Annotated in this window: 15 protein-coding genes; 6 read left to right on the forward strand and 9 right to left on the reverse strand. The window is 73.1% G+C overall.

Annotation, left to right across the window (positions count from 1 at the left end):
- Position 1: 1 nt before the first annotated feature.
- The 5 genes from ACFPZJ_RS33885 to recG form a co-directional block, all read right to left on the reverse strand.
- The gene (locus ACFPZJ_RS33885; protein WP_381029802.1) at positions 2 to 646 is read right to left on the reverse strand and encodes a YceD family protein; all 645 of its coding nucleotides are present in this window, start codon (positions 644 to 646) and stop codon (positions 2 to 4) included.
- Positions 647 to 781: 135 nt separating this feature from the next.
- A complete protein-coding gene (locus ACFPZJ_RS33890; RefSeq protein WP_381029804.1) occupies positions 782 to 1828 on the reverse strand; it encodes an ATP synthase F0 subunit B in 1047 nt (348 codons plus the stop codon).
- A gap of 124 nt (positions 1829 to 1952) precedes the next feature.
- Positions 1953 to 2432, reverse strand: coding sequence for a pantetheine-phosphate adenylyltransferase (gene coaD / locus ACFPZJ_RS33895; RefSeq protein WP_381030080.1), 480 nt, complete (start codon positions 2430 to 2432; stop codon positions 1953 to 1955).
- 26 nt (positions 2433 to 2458) lie between these two features.
- Entirely contained in the window at positions 2459 to 3046 is a 588-nt protein-coding gene (rsmD, locus tag ACFPZJ_RS33900) for a 16S rRNA (guanine(966)-N(2))-methyltransferase RsmD (RefSeq protein WP_381029807.1), read from the reverse strand.
- Between the two features lie 152 nt (positions 3047 to 3198).
- On the reverse strand, positions 3199 to 5418 hold the full coding sequence (gene recG / locus ACFPZJ_RS33905; protein ID WP_381029809.1) for an ATP-dependent DNA helicase RecG: 2220 nt from the start codon (positions 5416 to 5418) through the stop codon (positions 3199 to 3201).
- Positions 5419 to 5605: 187 nt separating this feature from the next.
- Here recG and ACFPZJ_RS33910 point away from each other — a divergent pair, with 187 nt between their 5' ends.
- Entirely contained in the window at positions 5606 to 7483 is a 1878-nt protein-coding gene (locus tag ACFPZJ_RS33910) for an HSP90 family protein (RefSeq protein ID WP_381029812.1), read from the forward strand.
- Complete coding sequence (locus ACFPZJ_RS33915) at positions 7480 to 10452, forward strand: tetratricopeptide repeat protein (protein WP_381029814.1); 2973 nt, start codon at positions 7480 to 7482, stop codon at positions 10450 to 10452. Before ACFPZJ_RS33910 ends, ACFPZJ_RS33915 begins: the two co-directional genes overlap by 4 nt.
- A gap of 492 nt (positions 10453 to 10944) precedes the next feature.
- On the opposite strand, the gene ACFPZJ_RS33920 is transcribed toward ACFPZJ_RS33915, so the two are convergent.
- Positions 10945 to 12873 carry a DAK2 domain-containing protein gene (locus tag ACFPZJ_RS33920; protein WP_381029817.1) on the reverse strand — a complete coding sequence of 643 codons (1929 nt, stop codon included), beginning with the start codon at positions 12871 to 12873 and terminating at the stop codon, positions 10945 to 10947.
- 270 nt (positions 12874 to 13143) lie between these two features.
- On the opposite strand from ACFPZJ_RS33920, the gene rpmB reads away from it, so the two are divergent.
- Positions 13144 to 13329 carry a 50S ribosomal protein L28 gene (gene rpmB, locus ACFPZJ_RS33925; RefSeq protein WP_003993230.1) on the forward strand — a complete coding sequence of 62 codons (186 nt, stop codon included), beginning with the start codon at positions 13144 to 13146 and terminating at the stop codon, positions 13327 to 13329.
- Between the two features lie 353 nt (positions 13330 to 13682).
- Positions 13683 to 13940 carry a hypothetical protein gene (locus tag ACFPZJ_RS33930; RefSeq protein ID WP_381029820.1) on the forward strand — a complete coding sequence of 86 codons (258 nt, stop codon included), beginning with the start codon at positions 13683 to 13685 and terminating at the stop codon, positions 13938 to 13940.
- Positions 13941 to 13996: 56 nt separating this feature from the next.
- On the opposite strand, the gene thiD is transcribed toward ACFPZJ_RS33930, so the two are convergent.
- Together thiD and ACFPZJ_RS33940 are read right to left on the reverse strand one after the other, a co-directional pair.
- A complete protein-coding gene (thiD, locus tag ACFPZJ_RS33935; RefSeq protein WP_381029822.1) occupies positions 13997 to 14815 on the reverse strand; it encodes a bifunctional hydroxymethylpyrimidine kinase/phosphomethylpyrimidine kinase in 819 nt (272 codons plus the stop codon).
- A complete protein-coding gene (locus tag ACFPZJ_RS33940) occupies positions 14812 to 15777 on the reverse strand; it encodes a thiamine-phosphate kinase (RefSeq protein ID WP_381029824.1) in 966 nt (321 codons plus the stop codon). Before ACFPZJ_RS33940 ends, thiD begins: the two co-directional genes overlap by 4 nt.
- A 206-nt stretch (positions 15778 to 15983) precedes the next feature.
- On the opposite strand from ACFPZJ_RS33940, the gene ACFPZJ_RS33945 reads away from it, so the two are divergent.
- Positions 15984 to 16217, forward strand: coding sequence for an Lrp/AsnC family transcriptional regulator (locus ACFPZJ_RS33945; protein ID WP_003997603.1), 234 nt, complete (start codon positions 15984 to 15986; stop codon positions 16215 to 16217).
- A 20-nt stretch (positions 16218 to 16237) separates the two neighbouring features.
- On the forward strand, positions 16238 to 16729 hold the full coding sequence (locus ACFPZJ_RS33950) for a DUF3515 domain-containing protein (protein WP_381029827.1): 492 nt from the start codon (positions 16238 to 16240) through the stop codon (positions 16727 to 16729).
- Positions 16730 to 16804: 75 nt separating this feature from the next.
- Here the strand turns inward: ACFPZJ_RS33950 and ACFPZJ_RS33955 are convergent, their stop codons facing one another.
- Entirely contained in the window at positions 16805 to 17962 is a 1158-nt protein-coding gene (locus tag ACFPZJ_RS33955) for a D-alanine--D-alanine ligase family protein (protein ID WP_381029829.1), read from the reverse strand.
- Positions 17963 to 18005 lie beyond the last annotated feature (43 nt).

Genomic DNA, 18005 nt, shown 5'->3' on the forward strand with positions numbered 1-18005 from the left:
GCTACTTCTCCTGCTTCTCGTCGACGCCCGCTTCGGCGCCGCTCGTGTCGTCCTTGTCGCCGGCCTTCATGGTGTCGGCGAATCCCTGCAAAGCCGCCCAACGGATGTCGACGGCGTCGTGGTGGTGGTCCGGGTCGTCAGCGAGCCGCACTCCGCACTCGGAGCACAGACCCGGGCAGTCTTCCTGGCACACCGGCTGCATCGGCAGTGCGAGCACCACCGCATCGCGCAGCACTGGTTCGAGGTCGAACAAACCGTCCTCGACGAAGAGCCTGTCCTCGTCTTCCTCGGCGTCGTCGGCCGGTTCCGCTTTGGGGCGGCCCCGGTCGTCGGCGTCAGGGTACGAGAACATCTCCTGGAGGTCCGCTTCGACGTCGAGCTGAAGCGGCTCCAGACACCTTACGCACTCCCCCTCGGCCGTGGCACGGGCGGTGCCTGTGACGAGCACACCTTCCATGACCGATTCGAGCCGGAGTTCGAGCTCCACCGGGGCGCCTTCCGGCACTCCGACGACTTCCTTGATACCGAAGTCCTTGGGAGCCTCGACCGTGCGGGTCAGGCGCTGCAGCGCACCAGGCCGCCGCCCCAGCTCGTGCGTGTCGAACACGAGAGGGTTGCGGTGGTCGAGGCGGGCGTTCAGAGCCATTCCTGCTTTCGATCTTCTGAGCTGAGGGGGACGCCGCCCTTCGGTGTTGCCGGGCAGCGGTGATCGCGGACGTACGCGCGACCGAAGAGCCAGGATACTGGACCTTTCGCTGACGGCCCAATCCGGCCGGTGAGGCTACTGGCCCCGGCCCTGCTCGTAGGCCCGCAGCTGCTCCGCGCTGATCATGCTGGTGTCGAAGAGGCTGGTCTCGTCGAGGGCGTACCCCTGCTGGGGTTGCTGTGACTGCTGGTGCTGCGGGGCCTGGTCCGGGTCGTAGGGGGCCTGCTGGGCGTCGTAGCCCTGGTAGGCGTACGGATCGGCCTGCTGCTGGTAGCCGTAGGGGTCCTGCTGGCCGCCGTACTGCTGCTGATAGCCGCCGTACTGGTCGGGCTGCTGCTGGTAGCCGTAGGCGGGCTGCTGGTCGTACTGGGGCTGCGGGGCCTGCTGCCGCTCGGCGGGCGGTTCCGCGATGGCCGCCAGGTCGGCGAGGTAGTCGGCGTCGCTGGAGTGCTGGACCGTGCTGGTGTCGTCGGCCAGGGCGCCGAGGTCGTCGGTGGCGATCCGGCCGTGCAGCTTCTGGCGGCCCCGGCCGACGGCCTCCAGGGTCTTGGCGAGGACCGCCTCGAAGGCGCCGAGCTTGACGTCGACGTACTCGTCGGCGGTGCGGCGCAGGGTCTCGGGGTCGTGGCTGCGCTCGGGGGCGTCCTCGTCCTCGTAGCCGTTCTCGTCGGTGCCCGGGCCGGTGCCGAGGAGCTTCTCGCGGCCGCGGCCGACCGAGCCGAGGGTCTTGGTGAGGACGACCTCGAAGTTGGCGAGCTTGGAGTCGACGTAGTCGTCGGCCTCTGCTCGGATCTCCTCGGCCTCCTTGCGGGCCTCGGCGAGGATCCGGTCCGCCTCGGCCTGGGAACGGCGGGCGATCTCGGTGTCGGAGATCAGGGAGCCGCGCTCGGCGTGCGCGCTCTCGATGATCCGCTGGGCCTCCTGGCGGGCCTGCTCGACCAGCTGCTCGCGGTCGCCGATCAGCTCCTGGGCCTGGGCGAGGGAGTCGGGCAGCGCGCCGCGCAGCTCCTCCAGCATCGACAGCAGTTCGGCGCGGTTGACCACGCACGAGGCCGACATGGGCATGGACCGGGCCCCGGAGACCATCGTGACGATCTCGTCGAGCTTCTTCTGCACGTCCACCGTGTGCTCGCCACTCTCTACAGCCGGGTGATTGGAGACGGACGGGACGACTGTACGGCCCTGGGGTGTCCGGCGGACACCGGGTGACGGTTTGTCAGCACGGCCAGGGGCCCGCGGGGTGGTGTCAGTCCCTGTTGAGCTTTTCGGCGAGGGCGTCCAGCACCGCCGGCGGCACCAGGTGGGAGACGTCGCCGCCCCAGTTGGCGACCTCCTTGACGAGGGAGGACGACAGGAAGCTGTAGGTGGGGTTGGTGGGGATGAACAGGGTCTCGACGCCGGAGAGGCCGTTGTTCATCTGGGCCATCTGCAGCTCGTAGTCGAAGTCGCTGACCGCGCGCAGGCCCTTGACGATGGCCGGGATGTCGCGCTGCTTGCAGAAGTCGACGAGGAGGCCGTGGAAGGACTCGACGCGGACGTTCGCGTACTCGGCGGTGACCTCGCGGATCAGGTCCATCCGCTCGTCGATCTCGAACAGGCCCTTCTTGGACTGGTTGATCATCACCGCGACGTAGACCTCGTCGTACAGCCTGGAGGCGCGGGCGATGATGTCGAGGTGTCCGTTGGTGATCGGGTCGAACGACCCGGGACAGACGGCGCGGCGCACTTGTGATCCCTCGCTCTCCGGTCCGGTCATGGTGCGTCTTCGCACGTAGAGGCGGCGCGACCGTACCAAAACGTTCCCTCGCCGTAGCGACGGGCCCGGAGCGCCTCGAAGCCCTCCGGCCACCGGAATTCGCCGCCTCTGGTGCTGCGCTCCACGGTGACGAGGGCTTCCTCCGCGAGCCACCCCTCCGTGCGGAGTGTGAGCAGGATCTCGCGAAGATCGTCGTCCGAGACGGCGTACGGCGGGTCCAGGAAGACGATGTCGTACGGCTCGCCCGGGGGCGGCGCCTTGATGACCTGTTCGGCTTTGCCCGCTCTCACCTCGGCTCCGGGCAGGCCGAGATTCTTCACGTTCTCCCTGACGGTGCGGGCGGCTCGGGCGTCGGCCTCCACGAGGAGGGTGTGGCCCGCGCCCCGGGACAGGGCCTCCAGGCCGACGGCGCCGGAGCCGGCGTACAGGTCGAGGACCCGTTCGCCGTCGAGGGGACCGCCGAGGAGGGACTGCCAGGTGGAGAACAGGCCCTCACGGGCGCGGTCGGAGGTGGGGCGCGTGCCCTGCCCTGGCGGGACGGCCAGGCGGCGTCCGCCCGCTGCGCCGGCGATCACGCGGGTCATTGTGGATCCTTGTCCGGGGGTGTGGTTACGGGTCCAGTCTGGCAGGCGGGCGAGGGGGGTGCTTCGCCGTCCTGGGCTGTTCGCTGGGCTGCTCGCGCCCACGCGGCTCAGCCGCATGTGTCGGCACAGTCAGGCGCCCGGAGCGGGAGCGCTCATCCCTTTTCCAGGTACTGCTCCCTCTTCTCGTCCAGCAGGGCGTCCAGTGCCGTGCGGAGGGCGGGGAGGCCGGTCAGCTCCGGGTCGGCGGCGACGACCTTGGTGGCCTCCTCGCGGGCCTCGGCGATGATCTCCTCGTCGTCGATGACGGCGAGCATCCGGAGGCTGGAGCGGGTGCCGGACTGGGCCTGGCCGAGGACGTCGCCCTCGCGGCGCTGTTCGAGGTCGATACGGGAGAGCTCGAAGCCGTCGAGGGTGGACGCGACGGCGTTGAGCCGCTGCCGGGCCGCGCTCGCCTCCGGCATCTCGGTGACCAGCAGGCACAGCCCGGGAGCCGAGCCACGGCCGACCCGGCCGCGCAGCTGGTGCAGCTGGGAGACGCCGAAGCGGTCGGCGTCCATGATCACCATGACGGTGGCGTTCGGGACGTTGACGCCGACCTCGATGACGGTCGTGGCGACCAGGACGTCGGTCTCCCCGGCGGCGAAGCGGCGCATGACCGCGTCCTTGTCGTCGGGCTGCATCCTGCCGTGCAGGACCTCGACCTTCAGTCCCTTGAGGGGCCCGTTCGCAAGCTGGTCGGCGACGTCGAGGACGGCGAGCGGGGGGCGCTTGTCGGCCTCGTCCTCCGGGGACTTCTTCTTGCCGCCCTTCTTCGGGTCGTCCTCCTCGTCGCCGATCCGGGGGCAGACGACGTACGCCTGATGCCCGTTCGCGACCTCCTCGCGCACGCGCTCCCAGGCCCGCGCCAGGAAGTGCGGCTTGTCGGCGGCCGGTACGACATGGCTGGCGATCGGGGAACGCCCGGCCGGCAACTGGTCGAGGACGGAGGTCTCCAGGTCGCCGAAGACGGTCATGGCGACCGTGCGCGGAATGGGGGTGGCGGTCATGACGAGCAGGTGCGGCGGCTGCTTGCCCTTGCCGCGCAGGGCGTCGCGCTGCTCCACACCGAAGCGGTGCTGCTCGTCCACCACGACCAGGCCCAGGTCGTGGAACTGCACCTTGTCCTCGATCAGCGCGTGCGTGCCGATGACGATGCCGGCCTCGCCGGTGGCCAGGTCCAGCAGCGCCTGGCGCCGGGCGGCGGTCCCCATGGACCCGGTGAGCAGTACGACCTTGGTGGCCCGCTCGGCGCCGCCGAGCATCCCGCCCTCGGCCAGCTCGCCCATCATCTCGACGACCGACCGGTGGTGCTGCTGGGCGAGCACTTCGGTGGGCGCGAGCATGGCGGCCTGGCCGCCGGCGTCGACCACGGCGAGCATGGCGCGCAGGGCCACCATCGTCTTTCCGCTGCCGACCTCTCCCTGGAGCAGCCGGTGCATCGGATGCTCGGTCGCCAGGTCGTCGAAGATCTCCCGGGAGACCTTCCGCTGGCCCTCGGTGAGGGTGAAGGGGAGGCGCTCGTCGAAGGCGGCGAGGAGGCCGTCCGGCCCGGGCCTGCGGGGGACCGCCGGCAGCTGCGCGTCGGAGTGGCGGCGGCGGGCGAGGGCGACCTGGAGGACGAAGGCCTCGTCCCACTTCAGGCGGGCGCGGGCGTCGGCGATCTCCGCCTTGGTGTGCGGCCGGTGGATCTTCAGCAGGGCCTCGGGGAGGGGAACCAGGCCCCGGCCCTCGCGCAGGGCGGGCGGCAGCGGGTCGGCCGCCTCCTGGGCGTTGGGCAGGACCGTCTGGATCGCCTTGCCGATCTTCCAGGACTCCAGTTTGGCGGTCGCGGGGTAGATGGGGATGAGTGCACCGGCCCAGTTCTCCACCGTCTCCTCCGCGTCGCCCCGCAGCAACTCGTAGGCCGGGTGGGCGAGTTGGAGGCGCCGGTTGAAGACGGAGACCTTGCCCGCGAACATCGCTCGGGTGCCCGGCAGGAGCTCCTTGTGGGGCTTGTGAACGCCCTTGCCGAAGAAGACCAGTTGGAGGCGGCCACTGCCGTCCGTGATGGTGACCTCCAGGCGCTGGCCCCTGCCGCCGGGGGCCTTGGAGGAGGCGAAGGTGTGCAGGCGGGCGTCGGCGACCTGGGCGACCACCGTGACGTGTTCGTCCATGGGGAGGTCGGCGAGGTGGGTGAGCTGGCCGCGCTCCTCGTATCTGCGCGGGTAGTGGTGGAGGAGGTCGCCGACGGTGTGCAGGCCGAGATGCTCGGCCATCACCTTCGCGGTGGCGGGGCCGAGCACCGACTTCAGGGGTTGTTCCAGTGGTTCTCGCAGTGCGGGCACGAGATCCATTGCACACCACGGCACTGACAATGCCGTAGAGGCCGCGGTGGGCATCGCCGTCTCGTCTCGGAAACCCCTGGTCGGACCGCTGGTCCGGGCTCTAGGATGACGCGCTCCGGCCATCCCTCGCGGTCACCGCCTCACCGGGACCGCCCGACCCCGCGCCGTCGCCAGTCCCCCCACCGGCGCAGCGACGATGGACTCCCAGACCTCACAGGCATCCCAGTCACCTCAGTCATCCCACTCACCTCATATGTTCCAGGTCGACCTGCGTGGTCTGGTGGACCTGCTCTCGCACCACCTCTACTCCAGTCCCAAGGTGTATCTGCGCGAGCTGCTGCAGAACGCCGTGGACGCCGTCACCGCCCGGCGCGCGGAGCAGCCCGGGGCTCCGGCGCGGGTGCGGCTGTACGCGGAGGACGGCGCCCTGCGGGTGGAGGACACCGGCGCGGGGCTCACCGAGGCGGACGTGCACAGTTTGCTCGCCACCATCGGCCGCAGTTCCAAACGCGCCGAGGGGCTGCAGGAGGTCCGCTCGGACTTCCTCGGGCAGTTCGGCATCGGTCTGCTGGCCTGTTTCGTGGTGGCCGAGCGGATCCGTGTCGTCAGCCGCAGCGCCCGGACGCCCGACGCGCCGCCGGTGGAGTGGACGGCCCGCGACGACGGCTCGTACACCGTGCGCACGCTGCCGGACGGCGAACGGCCCGAGCCGGGCACGAGCGTCCACCTCGTGGCGCGCGCGGGTGCCGCCGAGTGGCTGGAGGGCAGGCGCGTGCTGGCGCTGGCGCGCGAGTTCGGCTCGCTGCTCCCCTACGACGTCCGGGTCGGCGAGGAGGCGGTCACCGACCTGCCCGCGCCCTGGGACCGTCCGTATCCGAGCCCGGCCGTCCGCAGGGTGGCCCTCGCCCGGCACTGCCATGACCTGTTCGGCTTCACCCCGCTGGACACCATCGACCTGAACGTGCCGCTGGCCGGCATACGCGGCGTGGCCTACGTGCTCCCCTCGGCGCTCAGCCCGGCGCAGCGCGCGGGCCACCGCGTGCACCTGAAGGGCATGCTGCTGACCGAGCGGGCCGAACAGCTGCTGCCCGACTGGGCGTTCTTCGTGCGCTGCGTGCTCGACACCGACAGCCTGCGGCCCACCGCCTCCCGCGAGGCGCTGTACGAGGACGAGACGCTGGCCGCCGTACGGGAGGCGCTGGGCGAAAGGATCCGGTCCTGGCTGACGGGCCTGGCCGCCGGTGATCCGGAGCGGCTGGCGGCTTTCCTGTCGGTGCACCACCTGGGCGTGAAGTCGCTGGCGCGGCACGACCGGGAGATGCTGCGCACCATGCTGCCGTGGCTGCCGTTCGAGACGACCGACGGACGGCTGTCCCTGGAGGAGTTCGCGCAGCGCCACCCGGTGGTGCACTTCACGCGGACCGTCGAGGAGTACCGGCAGGTCGCGCCGATCGCGTCCGCGCAGGGCGTCGGCGTGATCAACGGCGGCTACACGTACGACAGCGAGCTGGTCGAGGCGCTGCCGTCGGTGCGGCCGGGCACGGTCGTGGCCGAGCTGGACGCCGACACCGTCACCGCGCACCTGGACGCCGTCGACCCGGCCGAGGAGCTGGCCCTGTCGGGTTTCCTGGCGGCCGCGCGGGCCAAGCTGGACCCACTGGGCTGTGACGTCGTCCTGCGGGCCTTCCATCCGCTGTCCGTGCCCGCGCTGCACCTGGACGACCGCGAGGCCCGGCACGAGCAGGCCCGGGCGGAGGCCGAGGCGCGGGCCGACGACCTGTGGGCGGGCATCCTCGGCTCGCTGCGCGGCAGCGCCCCGCGCGCGCGTCTCGTGCTCAACCACCTCAACCCGCTGGTCCGGCGGATCAGCGCGCTGCCCGACCCGGAGCTGATCGGCACCGCCACTGAGTCCCTGTACGGGCAGGCGCTGCTGATGGCGCAACGCCCGCTCAGGCCCGCCGACTCGGCGCTGCTGAACCGGGCGTTCATCGGCCTGCTGGAGTGGGCCACGCACGGCGGCTCCGACGCGACGGGGAACTCCACCGGGGACCCGGCCGGGGGCGGTCACTCATGAGCGGCATCACGGATCTCGACTCGCTCCGCCGGGCCCTGGCGGAGAACTCCGAGCAGCCGGAGGGACCGGCCCGCAACGCGCGGGCGGAGCATCTGCTCGCCGAGGCGGAGAAGCTGAACGTCCCGCTCGCCGTGATCGAGGCGCTCCGGCACCAGCTGACGGTCTACAACTACAGCTCCGAGAAGGACAAGATGTTCGTCCCCTTCGCGCGCCTGCTGCGCATGTGGGACGAACATCCGGAGGACTTCGACGAGTACGAGACCCACTCGCTGCACTGGGTCTTCAAGTGGATGTCGTCCGGCATGCTCGGCCAGCCGCACATCCCGCTCGCCTCCATCGAGAAGTGGCTCGGCGAGATGGAGCACCGCTACCGGCTCGCCGGGCACTCCGAACGGGCCGTGCGCAGCGCCGAGTTGAGCGTGGCGGCGCACATCGGTGACGTGCCGCGGGCCGAACGGGCGTACGCCGCCTGGCTGGCCGCCGAACGGGACGCCATGGCCGACTGCCACGCGTGCGAGCTGCACGGGCAGGGCTGGTGGCAGGCGGAGCGGGGGCGGGACGCCGAGGCGCTGGAGGTGTGGCGGCCGGTTTTGGAGGGCGAGTTCACCTGCGCCCACGAGCCGCACAACGTGCTCGCGTCCTCCCTCGTGCCGCTGCTCAGGCTGGGCCGCCTGGATGAGGCGCGCGCCCACCATCTGCGGGGTTTCCGGCTCGTGCGGGCCATGGAGAGCATGCGCGGCGCGTACGCGGACCACGTGGAGTTCTGCGCGCTGAGCGGCAACGAGGCGCGCGGCCTGGAGCTGCTCGCCGAGCGGCCCGCGTACTTCACGGACGACGGGCATCCGCGCAGCAAGCTGGACTTCCTGTGCGTGGTGGCGCTGCTGATGGACCGCCTGACCGTGCTGGGGCTCGGCGAGCAGCGGGTGCCCGGTCCGGCCGGGCGGGACTGGACCGCGCGCGAACTGGCCCCGCACGCGCGTGCGGAGGCCCTGGCGCTCGCCGCGCGCTTCGACGAGCGCAACGGAACCTCGTACGTCAGCGAGTGGGCACGCGCGCGTATGGTCCAGCGGCCGCTGGTGGAACGGCTTCCGCTGGGCGTGCGCTCGGCACCACCGGTGCCGGTCGTGCCGGTGCCGGCCCCTGCGGTGACCGCGTCGGCGGGGGAACCGGACCTGCCGGCCCTGGTCGCCGAGGCGCGGCGGCTGTCGGACACCCTCCAGCCCCGTGCCGTCGAGGCGTGGGCGGCCGTCGCGCGCGCCGCCGAGGGCGTGGCGGAGGCGGAGCTGGCCCCGCGCGACCGTGCGGAGATCGCCGACCACGAGGCGATGGGCCTCGGCCCCGAAGGCACCGAGCTCTTCGAGCGGGCCGCCGAGCTGTACGAGCGGGCGGGCGACCCCGGGGAGGCACTGGCGGCCCGCGCGCGTGCGGCATACGTACGCGCGCTGGCGGGCGAGGTGGACGAAGCCCTGGCAGCGGTGTCCGAGCCCTACGACACGGTCCTCGCGCTGTACGCGCGGGGCGGCACGGAGGTCCGCCAGACGGCGTCCGTGGTGATGGCACGGGCGCGGATCCTGATGCGGCGGGTGCACGAGGCGGAGGGACCCGGGCAGGACCAGACCCAGGGCGCCGCCGAGGCCGCCGCACGGGAGGTCCTCGCGCTCGTCGAGGGCCGGACCGGACAGGACGTACGGCTCGCCGCACGGGCCGCGGAGGCGCAGGGCATGCTCGCGGAGCTGGCGGGGCGAGCCGGGGACCTGGAGACGGCCGCGGAGCTGTTCCGGCGGGCCGCGGCGGATCACGTCGCGGCGGGACTGCCGTGGTTCGCGGTGGAGTACGAGGCCCGGCTGGCCTCCCTCGCCCACCACCTCGGTGACACGGCCGAGGCCGAGCGGGCGCTGCGGGCGGCCCTGGAGCACGGCGGGCCGCACGTGGAGCCGACCGGCCGGGCACAGCTGCACCTCCAGCTCGCCGAGGTGCTCGGCGGACGGGGCGAGGCCGAGGAGGCCGCCGGGCACGCCCTGGAGGCGGCGCACTGGGCCGACGAGGCCGGGGAGAGCGCCACACTGGGCGCCTGGGCGCGGCACCAGCTCGGCGGGCTCCTGCTGCGGCAGGGGCGGTGGGCCGAGGCCGCGGAGATACTGGAGTCGGTGCTTCCCGACCTGACGGCCGAGACGCACGGCGACGGCGCGCTCGTCCAGACGCAGTGGTGGCTCGGCGACTGCCTGAGCGAGCTCGGCGAGCACCGGGCGGCCGCCGAGCGGCGTCTGCAGGCCGCCGAGATCGCCCGGCACTGGCCCGAGCAGCAGGACCACGCGACCCTCGCCCACCTCGCCGGGGAGTCCCTGGGCCAGGCGGGCCTGCCTGAGGAGGCGGAGCGGGCCTACGCGCGCGCGGGCGGCCTGTGGCACGAGCTCGGCGATGTCCACGGCCTGGTCCGCTCCCTGCGGGCCCGGGCGTGGCTGATGCTGCGCACGGAGGACGGAGGGCCCCGGGCACGCGAGCTGATGGCGGACGCCGTGCGCGCGTGCGAGGCGGCGCTGGAGACGGCGTCCGACGAGGAGCCCCGGCGCCGGCTCGTCGCCGACCTCGGCCACACCCACCGGCAGTTCGGTGACCTGCTCACCCGGTCCGTCGCCGAGAACGCCGAGGAGGCCCCGGACACGGCCGTGTACGAGGAGGCCCTGACGCAGCTGGTGCGGGCGGTCGAGCTGTTCTCCTCCCTCGGGGACGCCGCCCTGCACAGCCGCACCGGCGCCGAACTCGCCGCCGGCTGGCTGGAGGCCGATCTGGGCCGCCCGGCCCAGGCACGGGCACGCGCGCGTGCGGTACTGGCGGCGTACGAGACGCACCGGACGGACGCGACAGACGAGGCCGGGGCGGACGACGGTGCCGGCGTCGAGGAGGCGGTACGGGCGCGGCGCGCGGAGGCCGAGCAGATGCTCCGGCTCGTGGCGGAGCAGGAAGGCTGACGGAAGCGGATCCCGTCGGAGGATGCCTGGGCCGGGGGGCGGGGCGGAGGCCACAGCCGGCCTGGGGGCCGGAGCTGGGTCGACGCCGGACAGGAACCAGGGGCCGAGGCCCCAACTGGCGTCGAAGCCGGGCAGGGCCGGGGCCGAGGCCGAAAACTGGGGTGGAAACCAGGCAGGGACCAGGGCCGAGGCCGAAGCTGGGCCGCAGCCGGACCGGGCCACGGCCGGGTTGGGGCGTGGCTTGGCCGAGGCCGGAGCCGGGGTCGAAGCCGGGCAGGGACCGGGGAGGCGGGGCTGGGGGCTGGCCGCCGAAGCCGGGGCGGAACCGGGGCGAAGGCCGCAGCTGGGTCGGGCCGGGACCGGGCCACGACCGGGGCAGGGGGCAGGGGGCTGGGCTTGGGCCGGGACCGGGCCACGACCGGGCCCCGACCCGCGCCGAGGCCGCAGCTGGGTCGCTCCGGGGCCGGAACACCGCCAGGGCTGGACGAGGTCCTACTCGACCCCGATGAGCAGCAGCGTCCCCTGCCGTCCGCCCCGGTAGACCACCGTGTCGACGGCGAGGTATCCCTCACGCACCCGGGCCTCCAGGCGTTCGGCGACGGCCTCGGGCGCCTCGTCGCCCAGGACCAGCGTGACCATTTCGCCGCCCGCCGCGAGCATGCGGTCCAGGACCGTCTCAGCGGTGGCGATCACGTCGGAGCCGATGACGGCCACGTCGCCGTCGATGAGGCCGAGGACGTCGCCGGCCTGGCAAATGCCGGCCATGGTCCAGGACTGCCGCTCCGCGACGGTGACCTCGGCGTACCGGGTCGCGCCGGCCGCCGAGGTCATCGCCACCACGTCCTCGTCGAAGCGGCGCTCGGGCTCGTGCACGGCGAGCGCCGCGATGCCCTGCACCGCCGAGCGGGTCGGGATGAGAGCCACCCGGATGCCCTCCGCGCGGGCCTGCTCGGCCGCCGCGGCGGCGGTGTGGCGCAGCTCGGCATCGTTGGGCAGCAGCACGACCTCGCGCGCGTGAGCCCGTCGTACGGCCTGGACGAGCTCGCCGCTGGCGGGCGGCTCCCCGGGGCGGGCGAGCACGGTCGTCGCCCCGGCCTCGGTGTAGAGGCCGGCCAGGCCCTCACCGGGCACGACGGCCACGACGGCTCGCTGGGCGCGCTCCCTGGAGGGCTCGGCGCCGGTGGTGTGCACGTCACCGGCGCCGAAGTGCGTGATCCTGATCCGGTGGGGCCGGCCGGCCTCGACGCCCGCCTCCACGGCGGCGCCCGCGTCGTCGACGTGCACATGGACGTTCCACAGCCCGTCGCCGCCGACCACGACCAGCGAGTCGCCGAGGGCGTCGAGCCGCTCCCGCAGCCGGGCCACCGCCGCGTCCTCGGCCTCCAGGAGGTAGATCACCTCGAAGGCGGGGCCGCCCGGGTCGATCGCTGCCGGGGCGTCGGCGCATTCGCCGAGGTGCCCGAGCGCCGCCTCCGTGCCCGTGACGGACGCCACGCGCTTGTGCGCCACCGCCGGTGCATGGGCCCGCGCACCCGTACGTCCCTCCGTGCCTTCCCCACCCTGCCAGGGCGCCCCCGTCGCCCCCGCCTCCGTGTGTCCCACACGCGCGTGCGGCACGGTGGCGGCCGACTCGACCGCCCGGGGCCTCTCCCCCGTGAACGTCTCCACCAGCGCCGCGAGCACCGTCACCAGTCCCCGTCCGCCGGCGTCGACCACCCCGGCGCGCTTCAGCACCGCCAGCTGGCCCGGGGTCGCGGCGAGCGCCGCGCGCGCCCCGTCGTAGGCCGCCCGCGCCACCGTCCCGCAGTCGCCCTCGGCACCGCCGGCCGCGTCGGCGGCGGCCGTGGCGACCGTGAGGACCGTGCCCTCCACCGGATGGGCGACGGCCTGGCGGGCGGAGTCCGCCGCGTGGCGCAGGGCGAGCCGCAGCCCCTGGCCGTCGGCGCGGGCGGTCTTCTCGTCGGCCGCGAGCACCTGGGCCATGCCGCGCAGCAGCTGCGCCAGGATCGTTCCGGAGTTCCCGCGCGCGCCGATGAGCGCGCCGTGGGCCATCGCCCGCGCGGCGTCGGCGAGGGTCGGGCCTGCGCCCTCAGCCCCTTCGGCCCCTTCGAGCCCGGGTGCCCCGTCGAGCCCTCCGCCGCCCTCGGTCCCCGATCCTGCCCCGGCTCCCGAAGCGCCCGGGTCTCCCCGCTTCACCCCAGCCCCTCCGGCACCCGCCTCGTGCCCGGCGAACACCGCCTCGACGGCGGCGACCGCCGACTCCACCGTCAGATACAGGTTCGTGCCGGTGTCCCCGTCGGCCACGGGGTAGACGTTGATCGCGTCGATCTCCTCACGGGCCCGGCCCAGGGCCTGGAGGGCCAGCCCGCACCAGGTGCGCACCGCGGGAGCATCGAAGAACGTCTGCGGCACCTGCGCCACCTGCGCCTCCCTGAGCTGCTGGACGTGGCACGCAGCGTAGACCCCGGGTGGGTGCCGACCGGAAGAGGGCCGGGGGCGGGGCCCTGAGCTGCCATGGTAGTTTCGCCGTACGGGTGCAGCCGTTGTATGCTGCTCCGGTTGCCCGATCCTGATCGGGCCTTTCCCCCTGGCAGCGCCACTCAGATCTCGGACGGCTCCTGGAGCCTGAGGATCTCGATCCCGGCATGCCGGGATTAACCGTAAGTGCATCTGAAGTCTTTGGAGTGACCCGTGGCTGCCAACTGCGACGTCTGCGGCAAGGGGCCGGGCTTCGGCAACAACATCTCGCACTCGCACCGCCGTACGTCCCGTCGCTGGAACCCGAACATCCAGCGTGTGCGTACCGTGGTGGGCGGGACGCCGAAGCGCGTGAACGCTTGCACCTCGTGCATCAAGGCCGGCAAGGTCTCGCGCTGACGCTCAGCTAGCGCGCGGCCACCGCTTGGTTCGCTGCACTGAGCCGGTCCACCTCCTGGTGGGCCGGCTTTTTGCCGTGCCCCGCGGCACCCGAGCCGGCCAAGTGCCACCGCATACGCTTCGGCGTCCCGGGCCCCCGGACCTGCGCAACCCCGACGGCACTCCCGTCGACCCGGGCGGCCCCCACCCCCGCGCCCTGCTCACCCTCCTGCTCCTCGATGCGGGCCGTGCCGTGCCGGCGCAGCGGCTGATCGACGGCCTCCACGGCGCCGAGCCGCCCGCAGGAGCCGCGAACGGCCTCCAGTCGCGCATCCTGGCCCGCACAGGCGCCTGGCGCCGCACACGGCGGCCGCGTGGTGCTGCTGGGCGACGCGGCGTACGGCGCCACGAGGGGCGGCACGGGCGCCGGAGTGACGAGCGTCGGCGCGTACGTCCTGGCCGGGGAGCTCGCGCTGGCGGGCGGCGACCACCGCACCGCGTTCGCGAAGCACGAGACGCGGTTAGGGAGCCTCGCCGAAGGCTGCCGGCGCACTTCCGGCGACGCGGGCCCGTTCTTCGCCCTGCCGACCGGGCGGCGCGTCCGCGGCCCCGACCCATGTTCCGCCTGCTGACCCCCGCCCGATGGCCGGCTTCCTGAAGCGGCCGACCGGGAAGGCGGCCACCGGCGTCAAGCTCGGCGAGTTCCCCTGGTGAGGGCCCAGCCGTGGTCCACGGGCCCGATGCCCGCGCCGAGGGCGAACCCGGCCGCGATCGCGCCGGTGACGTACGCCTTGGCGGCGGCCACCGCCTCCGGCACGGTCCGCCCCCGCGCGAGACCGCAGGCGATGGCCGACGCGAGGGTGCACCCCGTGCCGTGGGTGTGCCGGTTGTCGTGCCGGGGCGCGCGCAGCCAGTGCTCCTCGGAGCCGTCGGTGAGCAGGTCGACGGCCTCCCCGGAGAGGTGGCCGCCCTTGATCACGACCCATCGCGGCCCGTACGCCAGCACGGCCTCGGCGGCGCGGCGCATCCCGGACTCCGACTCGACGCGTACACCCGTCAGTTGGGCCACCTCGTCGAGGTTCGGGGTGGCGACCGTCGCGACCGGCAGCAGGCGGGTGCGTACGGAGTCCAGGGCGGAGGCCGCGAGCAGCGGGTCGCCGTGCTTGGAGACGCCGACCGGGTCGACGACCGCCGGGGCGTCCGTGTCCGCGAGCAACTCCGCGACCACCTCCACCAGTTCGGCGGAGGCCAGCATCCCGGTCTTGACGGCCTGGACGCCGATGTCGTCGACGACGCTGCGGTACTGGGCCCGCACCCCCTCCACGGGAAGCTCCCAAGCCCCTTGCACGCCCAGGGAGTTCTGCGCGGTCACCGCCGTGACCACGCTCATGCCGTGCACGCCGAGGGCGAGCATCGTCTTCAGGTCGGCCTGGATCCCGGCCCCGCCCCCGGAATCGGAGCCCGCGACGGTCAGCACCCGTGGCGGCGGCGCGCTCACGACGCTCATGACTCGATGTCCCCGAAGTGGTCCCAGCCGCCCTGGCTCGTCCACGGCGCCCCGTCGACCGTCACCTGCGGCAGCGCCGAGGGGTTGAGGACCTCGCCGATGACCTTCCAGCGGGCGGGCAGCTTCACGTCCGGCGGGAAGGTCGCCACGATCGCGTGGTCCTCTCCCCCGGTCAGCACCCACTGCATCGGGTCGACACCGACGGCCTGCCCGATGTCGTTCATCTGGGACGGGATGTCGATCGCCCCGGAGCGGATGTCGATGCGCACCTTGCTGGCCTCGGCGATGTGCCCGAGGTCGGCGATCAGCCCGTCGCTCACGTCGCACATCGCGGTCGCCCCGAGCGCGGCGGCGGCCGGGCCCGCGTGGTACGGCGGCTCGGGCCGGCGGTGGGCCTCGACGAAGGCGCGCGGCGAGCGGAAGCCGCGCGAGAGCACCGCGTAGCCGGCCGCGGACCAGCCCAGCCAGCCCGTCACGGCGACGAGGTCGCCCGGCTGGGCGCCGGCCCGCGTCACGGGCTCCTGGTTGCGCAGGTCGCCGAGCGCGGTGATGGACACCGTGATGACGTCGCCGCGCACCACGTCCCCGCCCACCACGGCGGCACCGGCGACCTGGCACTCGTCGCGCAGGCCGTCCATCAGCTCGGTCGGCCAGGTCACCGGCAGTTCGGCGGGGACCACCAGGCCGAGCAGCAGCGCGGTCGGCACGGCGCCCATGGCGGCGATGTCGGCCAGGTTCTGCGCGGCCGCCTTGCGCCCCACGTCGTAGGCCGTGGACCAGTCGCGGCGGAAGTGCCGGCCCTCCACCAGGATGTCGGTGCTGGCCACCACCCTGCGGTCGGGCGCGGCGACCACCGCGGCGTCGTCGCCGGGGCCGACCCGGACCGCCGGGGTGGTGGTGAGACGGGAGGTGAGCTCCCTGATGAGCCCGAACTCCCCGAGCTCACCAACAGTGCCCTTCATTGCCCTTTCTCCCCTTCTGTCCCTGTCCATGCCCGGTCACGAGTCATCTCAGTCCTCGCTACGGTCGAAGTGACCGTCAACTTCTGTCCTGCCTGCACCCCGGCGCGCGACCGCCGGCCCCCACGGGTCTCCCCGTGGCGAGCGGCAACGCGATACCGTGGCGTTCCTTTTCCCCACATGATCCTCGTGGCCGCCCTGGAGGTTCCGTGGTACAGGCGTACATCCTGATCCAGACGGAGGTCGGCAAGGCGTCGACCGTCGCCGAGACGATCAGCAAGATCCCTGGAGTCATCCAGGCCGAGGACGTGACGGGACCGTACGACGTGATCGTCCGGGCCCAGGCCGACACCGTCGACGACCTGGGCCGCATGGTGGTCGCCAAGGTCCAGCAGGTGGACGGCATCACCCGCACCCTGACCTGCCCGGTCGTCCATCTGTAGCCCCCGTCTACCCTGTGCCGGTGAACTCTTTGCGTCACCGGCACCGCCCTGTCGCCGGCCTGCCCGCACTCGCCCTGCTGATCGCCGCCGCGGGCTGCTCCTCAGCAGACGACAGCGCGTCGGCGGCGGTTCCCAGCCCGGACGCGCGGGCCGCGGGACTGTGCCGGAACCTGGACAAGGTACTGCCGGCGAAGGTGGACGGTGAACGCCGTGTGGACCCCGAGCCCGCCTCCGCGCTGACCGCGGGCTGGGGCAGCCCGGCGATCATACTTCGCTGTGGTGTGCCGCGGCCCGCGGAGATGGACGATCCCGAGGCCGACGGCACCGAGGTGAACGGGGTGGGGTGGCTGCTGCAGAAGCGGGACGACGGTTCGTTCGTCTTCACGACGACGCTGCGGAATGCGTACGTGGAGGTGACCATCCCGAAGGACCGCACGGCCAGCGGCATGGCGCCGCTGGTCGACCTGGCCCCGGCCGTCAAGAAGGCGATCCCCGAGGGGATCGCCGACTGAGGGTGACCAGGGGCTGAGGGTGCGGCCGGCGGATGCGCGGGACCGGCGGGTGCGACGCACCGACGGGAACGACGGTCAGCGCAGGCCCGTCGACCGCCGCAGCGCCGCCTGCACCAGCCGGTCCACCAGCTCCGGGTAGCCGACGCCGCTCGCCTGCCACATCTGCGGGTACATCGAGATCGGCGTCATGCCGGGCATGGTGTTGATCTCGTTGATCACGAACTCGCCGTCCTCGGTGAGGAAGAAGTCCGCGCGGACCAGCCCCTCGCAGGAGGCCGCCTCGAACGCCTCGACCGCGAGCCGCTGCACCTCGGCGGTCTCCTCCTCGGTCAGCGGCGCGGGCACGATGCCGGGCGTGGAGTCGATGTACTTGGCCTCGAAGTCGTAGTACGCGTGCGTCTCGGCCGACGGGATCTCCGAGGGCACGGAGGCCCGCGGCCCGTCCTCGAACTCCAACACGCCGCACTCGATCTCGCGGCCCCGCAGCGCCGCCTCCACCAGGATCTTCGGGTCGTGCCGCCGGGCCTCGGCGATCGCCTCGTCGAGTCCGGAGAGGTCGTCGACCTTGGTGATGCCGATCGACGAGCCGGCGCGCGCGGGCTTCACGAACAGCGGCCAGCCGTGCTCCCCCGCGAAGTCGACGATCTTCTTACGGGCGGCGGACTCGTCGCGCTCCCACTCACGCGGCCGGATCACGACGTACGGGCCGACCTTGAGCCCGAACGAGGTGAACACGCGCTTCATGTACTCCTTGTCCTGGCCGACGGCCGAGGCGAGCACACCCGCGCCCACGTACGGCACGCCGGAGAGCTCCAGGAGGCCCTGGAGGGTGCCGTCCTCGCCGTACGGGCCGTGCAGCACCGGAAAGACCACGTCGACCTCGCCGAGCGCCTTGGGCACCGATCCCGGCTCGCTGTAGACGACTTCACGGGTCGAGGGGTCGACGGGGAGCACCACGCCGCCCTCCGCCGACTCGGCCAGCTCCTCGACACTGGGCTGCCTGCGGTCCACGATCGCCATGCGCTCCGGCTCGTCGGCGGTCAGCGCCCACCGGCCGTCCCGGGTGATGCCGATCGGCAGGACGTCGTACTTCGTCCGGTCGATGGCCCTGAGGACGGCGCCGGCGGTGACGACGGAGATCCCGTGTTCGGAGCTGCGGCCGCCGAACACGACGGCCACACGCGGCTTGCGAGGCGGCTGCCCGGGGCTCTGGGGGAGGTTCTCGGTGCTCATATCGCGATGAGAGTACCCGTTGGTAGAACGCCGAGACAGCGTC

It is taken from the genome of Streptomyces bullii (assembly GCF_042657145.1).
In the GTDB taxonomy this organism is placed as follows: Bacteria; Actinomycetota; Actinomycetes; order Streptomycetales; family Streptomycetaceae; genus Streptomyces; species Streptomyces bullii.